Here is an 11,765-nt window from a genome sequence, read left to right on the forward strand (position 1 = left end):
TTTGGCGCTTAGGTCGATCCGCCCCCTGAACCGTCGCACCTCGTCCGCAGCCGGCAGCGACGTTCGGAACCCTCGCCCACCGGCCCGCGCCCCACCACGGGGCAGCCAGTCGTGGCGCAGGACCGTGCACGATGTCGCGCCCAACCCACTGGCCGAAACGCCTGCGCCGTCCTAAAGTCGGCAAGGCCTGCATCAAGAACGTTATGTCGCGTCGACAGGCACTTCAGGGAGGAAAGCATGCGTCTGTCGGATCTGCGTGTGGGAGCCCGCCTGGGCGGAGCGTTCGGGCTGCTGTTGCTGCTGATGCTGGGCATGGGGCTGTATGCCCTGCACAAGGTCGAGCAGGTGCAGGCCAGCGTGGTGGACCTGTCGGACAACTGGCTGCCCAGCACCCAGCAGCTGGCCGCCGTGAACGAGGCGCTCAACCAGATGCGCCGTGGCGAGCTGCAGATGATGCTGGGCGGCGACGCCGCCGCCATCAAGGACGAGGGCGACCGCATCGCCAAGCAGTGGACGGTGCTGCCGCCGCTGCTCAAGGCCTATGAAGCGACGCTGGCCGCCGGCGAGGAAGCGCAGGCCTTCCAGCGGCTCACCACCGCCATCGAGCAGTACAAGGGCACCCAGCCCCGCCTCCTGGCCCTGCTGTCCGACGGACAGGCCGAGGAGGCGCGCAAATGGCTGCGGGGCGACTCGCGCAAGGCCTTCCGCGCCACGACCGAGGCGCTGGCCAAGCTGACCGAGATCAACACCCAGGGCGCCGCCGCCGCCCAGCAGCGCAGCAGCGCGAGCTATGCCGCCGTGCGCCTGGGCCAATGGCTGATGATGGGCCTGGCCCTCGTGCTGGGCGGGCTGACGGCCTGGCTGATGACACAGTCCATCACCGTGCCGCTGCGCGCCGCCGCCCGTACCGCCGACCTGGTGGCCGACGGCGATCTGAGCGAGCGGCTCGAGGTGCGCCGGCAAGACGAGTTCGGCGACCTGCAGCGCGCCCTGCAGCGCATGCAGGCCGGCCTGAACACGGCGGTGCGCGCGGTGCGCGAAGGCGCCGACGCCGTGGCCACGGCGGCGAGCGAAGTCTCCAGCGGCGGGCACGACCTCTCGGCCCGCACCGAGGAAGCGGCGGCCAGCATCGAGCAGACCTCGGCCGCCATGCAGCAGGTGGCGGAGGTGGTGCGCCAGAGCGCGGCGTCGGCCGAGCAGGCCCGCCGGCTGTCCGAAGCGGCGGCCGAAGTGGCCGGCCAGGGCGGCGAGGTGGTGGCGCGGGTGGTGAGCACGATGGAGGGTATCCAGGGCAGCTCGCGCAAGATCGGCGACATCATCGGCGTCATCGACGGCATCGCCTTCCAGACCAACATCCTGGCGCTCAACGCCGCCGTGGAAGCCGCCCGCGCCGGCGAACAGGGCCGCGGCTTCGCGGTGGTGGCCGGCGAAGTGCGCACCCTGGCCCAACGCTCGGCCCAGGCGGCGCGCGAGATCAAGACGCTGATCGCCAACTCCGTGGAACAGGTGGAAGCCGGCGGGCGCCTGGTGAGCGAGGCCGGCGCCACGATGGAACGCGTCGTGCAGTCCGTCCACGAGGTGCGCGACCTCATCGGCCACATCGACGGCGCCATCCACTCCCAGAGCGACAGCGTCGGCGAGGTCAACACCGCCATCGTGCAACTCGACGGCATGACCCAGCAGAACGCCGCACTGGTGGAGGAAAGCGCAGCGGCGGCGGAGTCACTCAAGCAGCAGGCGGGGTGGCTGCAGGGGGCGGTGGCGCATTTCAGGTTGGGGGCTGGGTGAGGCGAAGCTAGGCTCGTAAGTTGATATTGCGTGCAGCACACCTTCAAGCTTGCCGAGCCAAAATATGGGCAAATCTGATCTCGGATAAGAACTTATCACGCCATGGATTATGGTTGTTAAATAGCGATCCAGCGTATTATTTTACACACCACTGCCGGCAGACAAGTAAACATCAAACAATGTCAAAATCAATTCTCACCGTTGGCCTTAGCCTAGCCTCGCCGGATACAAAGTACGAAAACTTCCGTTCTCGGGTCTCGCTACTTGACTGGGATATTGTTCTCTTCAGGCCGCTGATTAATGAGTTCTGGGGGGCGTATGTTGATCATTACCAGGGCAAGCCCAGCCTAGACGATTCCTCGTCCTTCCAGCTGAAGGAAGCTTGCGAACACTGGCGGAGGGAGATCAAGCAGGCAATTGAAACCGGCAAGACAGTCGTTGTTTACCTTTCTGCAGTTCAAGAGGTATACATCGACACGGGTGAGCGACAGTACTCCGGCACAGGGCGCAATCAGAAAACGACTAGAATCGTTGCACCGTACACGAACTATGCCGCCATCCCAGCAGATCTAAAACCCGTCAATGCCACCGGCACTGCGATGAAGCTCGCCCCGCTCGGCGCGGAGGTGCTGGCACCGTATTGGGCAGAGTTCTCACCTTCCTCGGAGTATAAGGTCCTACTCGCTGCGACCACTATTCGCCCGTTTATCTTCACCAAGAACGGCGACAAGCCAGTGGCAACCATCTTACGGAGCAAGGGCTCTACTGGCGCACTGGTACTTCTTCCCGATATTGATTTCTATCCCGACTCCTTCTTCAAACAGCAGGCCAAGGAGCAAGTCTGGACCACTGCTGCAAAGCAGTTTGCCGCGAAGCTAGTTAGCTGCATCGTTGCGCTGGACAAAGCGCTCCATGCGGCTGCAGACGTAACCCCTGAACCGGACTGGGCGACAGACTCGATTTTCATACTGGAACCCGAGCGGAGGCTAAGATCCGAGCTGCTTGAAGCCGAAGGGCGACTCGAAGCGGCGCAGCGTGAAATGGAATCCAAGCAAACCGCACTACGCTCAGCCGGGCAACTCCGCGCCTTGCTCTATGAGAAGGGTAAGCCACTGGAATGCGCAATCGTCGAGGCGCTGATCAAACTTGGATTCTCGGCAGCACCCTATAAAGATTCGCAGTCGGAGTTTGACGTGGTGTTTCAGTCATCCGAGGGGCGGCTGTTGGGCGAGGCGGAAGGGAAAGACAGTAAGGCAATCAACGTTGACAAATTACGCCAACTCGCAATGAACATTCATGAGGATCTTCAGCGCGACGAAGTAGCGAAGCCGGCCAAGGGCGTTCTATTTGGAAATGGATTTCGACTAACCAGACCTTCGGAGCGAGAGCCTCAGTTCACCGAAAAGTGCATCAGTGCCGCCGTCTCATCCTCGACGGCGTTGGTATCCACCAGCGACTTGTTCAAGGTCGCGCAGTTTCTCGCCGAACAACCTGACGAGGCATTTGCATCGTCCTGTAGGCAAGCCATGCTCAACGGAGTTGGGCTCATCGTCTTACCAATGGTTCCGGCGCGGGAGATGCCCGCCCCGGAGGCAGTAGCGAAAGGATGATCTATTCACCGGTGCAATACAGCCAATTGCCAAATACTCATCGATTTATCTGAGAGCCTGCCGCACTATGCGGTCCACTCGAACGCGGAGCGGCATCTCCGGTGCGACGAGGGCGATGAAGCGAAAGATCGCTGTCACTGCAACGCCCCATCTCACCAAGCGGGCTCTAAGTCACACAAAAACTATCCCGGCTCGAGGGGCAACATTTGCAGCCCTGAAACCTGCATGCGGATAGCAAGCAACGACACACCTGTAAATCAATCGGGCAGCGTGCCTTTACACCCCCCGCTGCGCCAACAGCCGCCTCCGCACCGCCTCGATGTTGTTGCGCAAGGCATAAAGCTCCTCCGCATACGACAACGGCACCGCGATCCGGTGCGTCACGCGGTCCAGTTCGTCCAGCTCGTCCAGCAAGGCGTCGCGCTCGCGGGTGCCGGCTTCCAGCCTGGCTTCCACCTCGCGCAGCCGTGCGTACCAGCGGAACACGCGCGAGCGCACGCGGAAGGTGTAGAGCGGCGGCACCACGCGTGACAGCGGCAGCATCAGCACCAGCAGGCCGCCCACCACCAGCCACATGCGTTCCAGCAGGTTGCCGGCCCAGAAGGGCAGGTAGCGCGCCCAGGCCGGCGGGGTGCCGTTGATGGCGCGGTCGCCCTCGGCGCTGACGGGCAGCTCGCTGGTGCGGGTGTTGGGGAAGTCGCGCGCGCCGTTGAACCAGCCGGCCTCGCCGTGCAGGCCCAGGGCCGCCTGGGCGAACAGCTGGCGCAGCGCCGGGTGCGTCTGCTCGCGCGCCAAGAGCGCGGTCGTGGTGGCCAGCAGTGGCACGTCCTGAGGCGGCACATCGGCCGCCAGGTCCACCACGCCGCGCGGCAGCCTCACGGTCGAAAGGAACGGCAGGTGGCGCGAATAGGCCTCGTTCTGCTCGAAGGCCATGAGTGCGATGGCGGGGTCGCGTAGCAGGGCGCGGATCAGGCTGGCCTGCGGGGCGGAGATCAGCACGGCGGCATCCAGCTGGCCCTGGCGCAGGGCCGTGCCGGCGGCGTCGGGCGCCAGGTTGGACAGCCGCAGGTCGGTCGGCTTCAGCTGGTTCAGGGCCAGCAGCTTCTCCATGATCTGCGGCACACCGCTGCCGTCCTGATCGACATTGACACGCAGGCCGCGCAGCTGCGCCAGGCGCTGCAGTTCGCCGCCGGGCTGGCGGCGTGCGATGGCGAGGTCGCGGCGGTAGAAGATCCAGATCGGCTCGTAGAACAGGCTGCCCAGTGAGACGATGCCGGCCTCGGTATCGGCCGCGGGGTCGGCCATGCCACCGCGCACGAAGCCCACGTCGGCCTCGCCCGCGCGCAGCAGGGCCAGGTCGTCCTGCGCACCCTCGGTGGCCCTGAGCTGCACCTGGATGCGTTCGCGCGCCAGCGCCTTGGCATAGCCCTCGCCGAAGGCGGCGTAGGCGCTTCCCGCCGGGCCGGTGGCCAGCCTCACCTGGCGCGGGGGCTGCGGGTCCAGCCATGCATACGCTGCGACCAGCAGGCCGCCGCCGAGCAGCAGCAGCGGACCCATCGAGACCATCATGTCGCGCAGCGTCTGCAGCAGCAGGCGCAGGCGGCGGGTGGCATGCCCTGGCTGGATCGGGGTCATGGCTTGCCGTGGTGCGCGGGCAAGTTGTGGGTGTGTGGCGTGCAGAGCCGCGCGCACGCGGGCGTGCCGGTCGCAAGGGGGCGTAGGGTCGTGATGCCGAGGCGTCGCACGGGCGGGGCCTTTACCGATGGAGGACCGGTCCATCGTATGCGAGGCATGCGGTCCCCACCGTTACGGCTTCCTTCGCCCTGCCGGGCGAGCGCACCCCAGGCCCTCCGGCCCCAGCCGCGACTACGGCGCGTCGCGCAACGACCGCAAGCTCTCCCTCGCCTGCCCCGCCACCTCACTCCCCTCAGGCGCCTCCGCCAGCACCCGCGCCCAGAGCTTGCGCGCCGCCGCCGCATCCCCGCGCTCCTGCGCCGCGGCCGCCAGCAGGGCCAGCGCCGGCACGTGCCTGGGGTCCAGGGCCAGCGCGCGCTTGAGCAGCGCCTCGGGCTCGCCGGCCAGCCCCTCGCCCTTCACCAACGCCAGCGTCACTGCATGCTGGCTCCACACCTGGGCGTCATCGGGCCGCAGGCGCTCCAGTTGGGCGTAGGCGGGCAGCGCGTCCCGAGGGCGGCCGAGTTGCTCGTAGGCGCGGGCGAGCAAGGCCCAGCCGTCGGCATCGTCAGGGGTGCGCTGCAGGCGGTCAGCCAGGCGTTGCACCATCTGCTGCACGGGGTTGGGCGCCGTAGCCTCCGGCAGCGGTGGGGCGAGGGCTTCGGGGCGGCCAAGGTGGGCGTAGAGCCCGGCTGCGGCCAGGGGCAGGCCAATGGCCAGCGTGAGGGCGGTGCGCCAGGCGCGTGGCGCCGGGCCGGCAGCGAGCAGCGTGCGGGACAGGGGCAGCAGCGCGGCCAGAGCGAGCGCGGCGGCGGCCAGCAGGAAGGCGGTCATGCGGGGTCCTCCTGCCCCTGCGCCTCGCGGCGGGCCTGGCGCCAGTAGACGAGCCCGCCCAGGCCGAGCAGCACCGGTGGCCCGAACCACAGCGCCGCCGTGCCGGCATGCAGCCCGGGGCGGAAGAGCACCTGCTCTCCATAACGCTTCACCAGCTCGGCGCGCAGTTCGTTTTCGCTGCGGCCGGCGGCCAGGCCCTCGCGCAGCTCGGCCTTCATGTCCACCGCCAGCGGCGCGTTGGACTCGGCCACGCTCTGGCCTTGGCAGACGACGCAGCGCAGCTCGCGCGCGAGGCGCTCGACGCGGTCGTCCAGGTCGGCGGCGTGGGCCGCCATGCTGGCGCCCATCAGCGTGGCGACGAGCAGGCTACGCACGCTTGAGCCTTTCGATCAGCGGCAGCAGCCGCTGCTGCAGGTCCTCGGCTGTCACCGGCCCCGTGTGCCGCAGCCGCACCACGCCGCGCCTGTCGATGACGAAGGTCTCGGGCACGCCGGTCACGCCCCAGGCGAGGCTGCCGCGGCCCTGGGGGTCGAGCAGCGTCAGGGCATAAGGGTTGCCGTGGCGCTGCAGGAAGGCGGCGCCGAGGTCGGGCGTGTCTCGGTAGTCCAGCCCCACGACGCGCACGCCGCCCTGGCGGGCCAGCTCGCCCAGAAGGGGCAGCTCGGCACGGCAGGGTGCGCACCAGGAGGCGAACACGTTGAGCACCCATACCTCGCCTTGCGGCGGCGCGCCGTCACCGGCCAGGCGCTGCAGCTCGAGCGCGGGGGCGGGCTTGCCGATGAGCGGCGAGGTGGGTTCGGCCCGGGCGTCACGCTGCAGCAGGCCGCGGCCCAGCAGGCCGACCAGGGACACGGCAACGACGAGAGGCAGCGCTGCAGACAGCTTCATGGTGTGGACAAGGTGGGAACGACGGAAGCCGAAGGCTCGGTGGCCTGAGCCGCGGGCGCCCGACGGCGGCGCGCCGCCACGCCCCAGAGGCCGCCGGCGGCCATGGCCAGCACGCCGGCCCAGACCCAGCTCATGAAGGGCTTGACCTGCACGCGCAGCGCCCAGCGCCCGTCGTCACCGGCGTCGCCCAGGCTCACGTAGGCGTCGTGCCAGATGCCGCGCGAGATGGCCGCTTCGGTCATGGCCATCTGGCGGCGGCCGTAGACGCGCTTTTCGGGCGCGAGCACCAGCGGCTCGCCACCGCGGTGCCACGCGAGCGTGGCGCGGGCAGCGCGGTAGTTGGGGCCGTCCACCGCCTCCAGGCGCTGGAACTGCAGCACATGCCCGCCCACCCTCGCCTGCTCGCCGGGTGCGAGCCGCAGGTCGTGCGACTGCTCCAGGCTGCGCACCAGCGTCACGCCGAGCACGAAGACGGCCACGCCCGCGTGCGCCAACCACAGCGGCAGGCCCGAGCGCCAGGCCGCGCGCTGTTCCCAGGCCAGCGCCAGCGTGCCGCCCAGCGCCCACAGCCCGGCGGCCAGGCCCGCGGCCATCCACAGCGAGCCTTGCAGGCCCAGCGTCAGGGCGGCGCCGGCGGCAAGCGACGCCAGGGTCAGCGGCAGCAGCGGGCGCAGGGGTTGCAGCGCGGCCAGCTTCCAGCGCACGAGAGGGCCGGCGACCATCAGCACCACCAGCGGCAGCATCAGCGGCGGGAAGACGGTGTCGAAGTACGGCGCCCCCACCGACAGCTTCATGCCGCCGAGCACCTCGGCGGCCAGGGGGTAGAGCGTGCCCAGCAGCACGGTGGCCGTGGCCGTGGCCAGCAGCAGGTTGTTCAGCAGCAGCAGCGACTCGCGCGAACCGAGGGCGAAGCGCTCGACCGGCGGCGCGCGGTGCGCCCGCCAGGCATAGAGGGCCAGCGACCCGCCCACCGACGCCGCCAGCAGCGCCAGGATGAAGAGGCCGCGCGCCGGATCGCTCGCGAACGCGTGGACCGAGCTGACCACGCCCGAGCGCACGAGGAAGGTACCCAGCAGCGACAGCGAGAAGGCCAGCAGCGCCAGCAGCAGGCTCCAGCGCAGGAAGCCCGGCCGCTTCTCGGCCACGGCCAGCGAGTGGATGAGGGCCGTGCCCAGCAGCCAGGGCATGAAGGCGGCGTTCTCCACCGCGTCCCAGAACCAGAAGCCGCCCCAGCCCAGCTCGTAGTAGGCCCAGAAGCTGCCCAGGCCGATGCCCGCCGTCAGCGCGCTCCACGCCGCCAGCACCCAGGGCCGGGCCCAGCGCTTCCAACGCGGCGAGATCTCGTCCTCCAGCAGCGCCGCCACCGCGAAGGCAAAGCCCACCGCGAAGCCGACGTAGCCCATGTAGAGCAGCGGCGGATGGGCGGCCATGCCGGGGTCCTGCAGCAGGGGGTTGAGGTCGCGCCCCTCGAGCGGCGCGGGCAGCAGGCGGCCGAAGGGGTTGGACGTGAAGGCGATGAAGGCGAGGAAGCCCGCGGCCACCAGGCCCAGCACGCCCTGCACGCGGGCCGCGAAGGCCGCCGGCAGCGCCGCGCTGCGGGCCGCCACCAGCGCACCCCAGGCGGTGAGCATCCACACCCACAGCAGCAGCGAGCCCTCATGCCCGCCCCAACTGGCGGTGATGCGGTAGCCCAGCGGCAGCTCCTGGCTGGCGTTGGCGGCGACGTAGGCGATGGAGGTGTCGACCTGCACGAAGCCGGCGATGAGAGCCGCCAGCGCCACGCTGACGAGCCCGAAGCCCGCGCCCGCCAGCGGCCGGGCCAGCGCCATCCAGCGCGCATCGCCGCGGCGGGCGCCCGCGAGCGGGAGCGCGGCCTGCGCCACGGCCACGGCCAGCGCCAGCAGCAGCGCGAACTGACCCAACTCGCCGGTCATCGCGACGATGCCTGCTTCAGCGCCGCGGCGGCCTCGGGCGGCATGTAGTTCTCGTCGTGCTTGGCCAGCACCTCGTCGGCCACGAACTCCAGCCCCGCGAGCCGCCCCTGCGCGACGACGCCCTTGCCCTCGCGGAAGAGGTCGGGCAGCGGACCGTGATAGCTCACCCTCACCTGCTGGGCGCCGTCGGTCACGTCGAAGCGCAGGCCGGTGCCGGCGCGCTGCACCGAGCCCGGCGCCACCAGGCCGCCGAGCCGGAAGCGCCCGCCCGCGGGTGCCCTGCCCTGCACGATCTCGCTGGGCGTGACGAAGAAGACGAGGTTCTGCCGGAAGGCCTTGAGCACCAGGCCGCCGGCCAGCGCCAGCAGGCCGAGCATGGCCAGCAGGCCGAGCAGCCGCAGGTGGCGCGGCTTGATCACCCGGGCGTGCGGGCTCATTTCCTCAGGCTCCAGAGTTCGAGCAGGATGCCGACCGCGACTGCGGCAAGCGAGGCCCAGACGAAGGGCGCGTGGGCGCCGAACAGTTCAGTCATGCGGCACTCCCTGCACGCCCCAAGGCCTGCGGCCAGCGCGCCTCGGACTCCACCCGCCGCTGCAGCTGCTGGCCCGCACGCGTCAGCACCGCTGCGGCGGCATAGGCCCAGAAGCCGCCCGTGGACAGCAGCAGGCCCCACAACATCTCCGGCGCGATGGCGCTGCCGCGCGGGCCGATGGAGGCGCCCTGGTGCAGCGTGTTCCACCAGCTCACCGAGAAGTACAGCACCGGCAGGTTGAGGGCGCCGACGAGGGCGAGCAGCGCGCCGGCATGGTCGCCCCGGCGCGGGTCATCGGGCGTGTCCACCGCCGCGGTCAGCGCGATGAAGCCGACGTAGAGCAAGGCCAGCAGCAGCGCCGACGTGAGGCGGGCATCCCACACCCACCAGGTACCCCAGGTGGGCCGGCCCCAGAGCGAGCCGGTCACCAGCGTGAGCACCGCGAACAGCGCGCCGGTGGGCGCGAGCGCGCGCATCAGCACGAAGGCCAGCCGGGTGCGCCAGGCCAGGCCCCACAGCGCCCAGAAGGCCATGGCGCCGTAGCAGACCATGGCGATCCACGCGGCCGGCACGTGCAGGTAGAGGACGCGGTAGGCCTCGCCCTGCTGGGCGTCGGCCGGCGCGATGAAGAGGCCGAGCGCGAGGCCCGCGCCGATGCCCAGAGCGGCCAGCACCCACAGCACGGGCAGCAGCCGGCCGGTCAGCGGCAGGAAGTGGACGGGGCTGGCGTAGCGCCAGAAGGGATGGGGCGAGGTCATCAGTCGAGCATGAGTGAGAGCGAGGCGGCCGTGCCCCAGGGCGCCAGGGCCAGCAGCAGGGTCAGCCACGCGCCGAGCAGCAGCAGGGCCGTGTCCGCCTGGCTGCCGCCCTGCGCGGCGGCCGTGCCGAAAACGAGCACCGGCACCTGCAGCGGCAGCAGCAGCAAGGCCAGCAGGCCGGCACCGGCGCGGGCGTGCAGCACCAGCGCAGCGCCGAGGCCGCCGAGCAGCGTCAAGGCGGGCGTGCCGAGCAACAGGCTGAGGGCCAGCGGGCCGGCGTCATCCACGCCGAAGGCCAGAGCCAGCAAGGGTGCCAGCAGCACCAGGGGCAGGCCCGTCCAGCCCCAGTGCACCGCGAGCTTGAGCCCCACCGCCAGCGGCCGGGGCAAGGGCGAGAGCCACCACTGCTCCAGGCTGCCGTCGGCCAGGTCCGCCGCGAAGAGGCGCGGCAGCGGCAGCAGGCTGGCCAGCAGCGCGACGATCCACAGCAGGCCCGGCGCCAGCTCGCGCAACCGTGCGGGCTCAGGCCCGAGGCCAATGGGGAAAAGCGCCACCACGCTGACGACAAAGGCCAGCGGCGTCAGCCACTCGGCCGGCTGACGGAGCTGGCTCACCCACTCCCGCCGGGCCAACGCTGCGGCGGCTTGCAGGGGGGCGGACATCAGTGCTCCCCGAGCCGCAAAGAGCGCGTCGCACGGCGCAGCGGCAGCGGCTGGTGGCTGGTGAAGACCGCGCAGCCGCCTTCGTCGGCATGGCGGTCCAGGCGTTGCGCCAGGCGCTCCACCATCCGGGTGTCCAGTGCAGCCAGCGGCTCGTCCAGCACCCACAGCGGCGGCACCTGGGGCAACCACAGCTGCGCCAGCGCGGCACGGCGCCGCTGTCCTTCGGAGAGGCGCGCCTGGCGCTGCTCGGCCGCGTCGACGAGACCGACGGGCGCCAGCGCTGCGAGCGCCTCGGCCTCGCTGCAGGCCCGGCCCGCCACCGCGGCGCTGCTGCGCAGCTGCTCCAGCACCGTGAGGTGATCCTTCAAGCCGGGCTTGTGGGCGATGTAGAGCAGGCCCTGCTCCACATGCACGCGGCCTGCGGTCGGCGCGCTGAGGCCACAGATCAGCCGCAGCAGGCTGGTCTTGCCCGCGCCGTTGCGCCCCTGCACCCAGAGCAGGTCACCCGCATGCAGGGCCAGGTCCAGCCCGTCAAACAACAGCCGGCCACCGCGCGACTGAACCAACTGCTGCAACAGCAGCGCCGGTGGACGGGCGAGGTGGGGAACGACGGCAGCGAGCGACATGCCAGCACTCTAGAGACGCGACCGGCGCGAGCCAACGAAGCAAAACGCGGGAGCTTCCTTGATCTGCGTGGCGGCATCACATCGGCGGACACACCGCGAAACGGCAACGCACGTCGCTCACCCAGGCGCTTCAGGCCCAAGGGCGCAACCTGGCCCTCTCCCGGACTCCATTGCGCGCACCCACGAAATGGACCCGCCTGCCGGAAAGGGGCCCTTGGTGAACGACGGCTCACAGCCTTGAACCGTCGCCGCGTGCCGCAACGGCTATGTGGTGCCCAAGTCGCCGAAACGGCTGTAGACCGCGCTTGGCATGCCCAGAGAGTCCTATTTCGAGTTCTGCAGGACGTAAATGGCGCCAGCCACCAGGAGGACGCCGATCGCCGTATTGATGACCTGGTTGCTGATTGACTTGTCGTGCATGGCCCGGTTGACGAAGCACTCACAGTTGTTGTCCCCGAA

General features: G+C 69.8%; 11 protein-coding genes. 2 read left to right on the forward strand and 9 right to left on the reverse strand.

Features of this window, described 5'->3' with window-relative positions:
• Positions 1 to 237 precede the first annotated feature (237 nt).
• Both LXT12_RS26960 and LXT12_RS20780 read left to right on the forward strand, forming a co-directional pair.
• The gene (locus LXT12_RS26960; protein WP_304622779.1) at positions 238 to 1,788 is read left to right on the forward strand and encodes a methyl-accepting chemotaxis protein; all 1,551 of its coding nucleotides are present in this window, start codon (positions 238 to 240) and stop codon (positions 1,786 to 1,788) included.
• 179 nt (positions 1,789 to 1,967) lie between these two features.
• Positions 1,968 to 3,398: a hypothetical protein gene (locus LXT12_RS20780; RefSeq protein WP_233394210.1), complete on the forward strand. Its 1,431-nt coding sequence runs from the start codon at positions 1,968 to 1,970 to the stop codon at positions 3,396 to 3,398.
• 276 nt (positions 3,399 to 3,674) lie between these two features.
• On the opposite strand, the gene LXT12_RS20785 is transcribed toward LXT12_RS20780, so the two are convergent.
• From LXT12_RS20785 to ccmA, 9 genes are all read right to left on the reverse strand, one after another.
• Complete coding sequence (locus LXT12_RS20785; protein ID WP_233394211.1) at positions 3,675 to 5,033, reverse strand: TAXI family TRAP transporter solute-binding subunit; 1,359 nt, start codon at positions 5,031 to 5,033, stop codon at positions 3,675 to 3,677.
• A 231-nt stretch (positions 5,034 to 5,264) separates the two neighbouring features.
• Positions 5,265 to 5,906: a tetratricopeptide repeat protein gene (locus LXT12_RS20790; RefSeq protein ID WP_233394212.1), complete on the reverse strand. Its 642-nt coding sequence runs from the start codon at positions 5,904 to 5,906 to the stop codon at positions 5,265 to 5,267.
• Positions 5,903 to 6,280: a cytochrome c-type biogenesis protein gene (locus LXT12_RS20795; protein WP_233394213.1), complete on the reverse strand. Its 378-nt coding sequence runs from the start codon at positions 6,278 to 6,280 to the stop codon at positions 5,903 to 5,905. Before LXT12_RS20795 ends, LXT12_RS20790 begins: the two co-directional genes overlap by 4 nt.
• Positions 6,273 to 6,794, reverse strand: a complete 522-nt coding sequence (locus tag LXT12_RS20800; protein ID WP_233394214.1) for a DsbE family thiol:disulfide interchange protein — start codon at positions 6,792 to 6,794, stop codon at positions 6,273 to 6,275. The genes LXT12_RS20795 and LXT12_RS20800 overlap by 8 nt, the downstream gene beginning before the upstream one ends.
• Positions 6,791 to 8,728: a heme lyase CcmF/NrfE family subunit gene (locus LXT12_RS20805; RefSeq protein WP_233394215.1), complete on the reverse strand. Its 1,938-nt coding sequence runs from the start codon at positions 8,726 to 8,728 to the stop codon at positions 6,791 to 6,793. The genes LXT12_RS20800 and LXT12_RS20805 overlap by 4 nt, the downstream gene beginning before the upstream one ends.
• The gene (gene ccmE, locus LXT12_RS20810) at positions 8,725 to 9,144 is read right to left on the reverse strand and encodes a cytochrome c maturation protein CcmE (RefSeq protein WP_233394313.1); all 420 of its coding nucleotides are present in this window, start codon (positions 9,142 to 9,144) and stop codon (positions 8,725 to 8,727) included. The genes LXT12_RS20805 and ccmE overlap by 4 nt, the downstream gene beginning before the upstream one ends.
• Positions 9,145 to 9,256: 112 nt before the next feature.
• Positions 9,257 to 10,018 (reverse strand): heme ABC transporter permease CcmC, encoded by a 762-nt coding sequence (gene ccmC / locus LXT12_RS20815; RefSeq protein ID WP_233394216.1) that lies wholly within the window; start codon positions 10,016 to 10,018, stop codon positions 9,257 to 9,259.
• The gene (gene ccmB / locus LXT12_RS20820; protein WP_233394217.1) at positions 10,018 to 10,680 is read right to left on the reverse strand and encodes a heme exporter protein CcmB; all 663 of its coding nucleotides are present in this window, start codon (positions 10,678 to 10,680) and stop codon (positions 10,018 to 10,020) included. Before ccmB ends, ccmC begins: the two co-directional genes overlap by 1 nt.
• Positions 10,680 to 11,306, reverse strand: coding sequence for a heme ABC exporter ATP-binding protein CcmA (gene ccmA / locus LXT12_RS20825; RefSeq protein WP_233394218.1), 627 nt, complete (start codon positions 11,304 to 11,306; stop codon positions 10,680 to 10,682). Before ccmA ends, ccmB begins: the two co-directional genes overlap by 1 nt.
• Between the last annotated feature and the right edge of the window lie 459 nt (positions 11,307 to 11,765).

Origin of the sequence: Pelomonas caseinilytica (genome assembly GCF_021353235.1) — a bacterium.
Lineage (GTDB): Bacteria > Pseudomonadota > Gammaproteobacteria > Burkholderiales > Burkholderiaceae_C > Pelomonas > Pelomonas caseinilytica.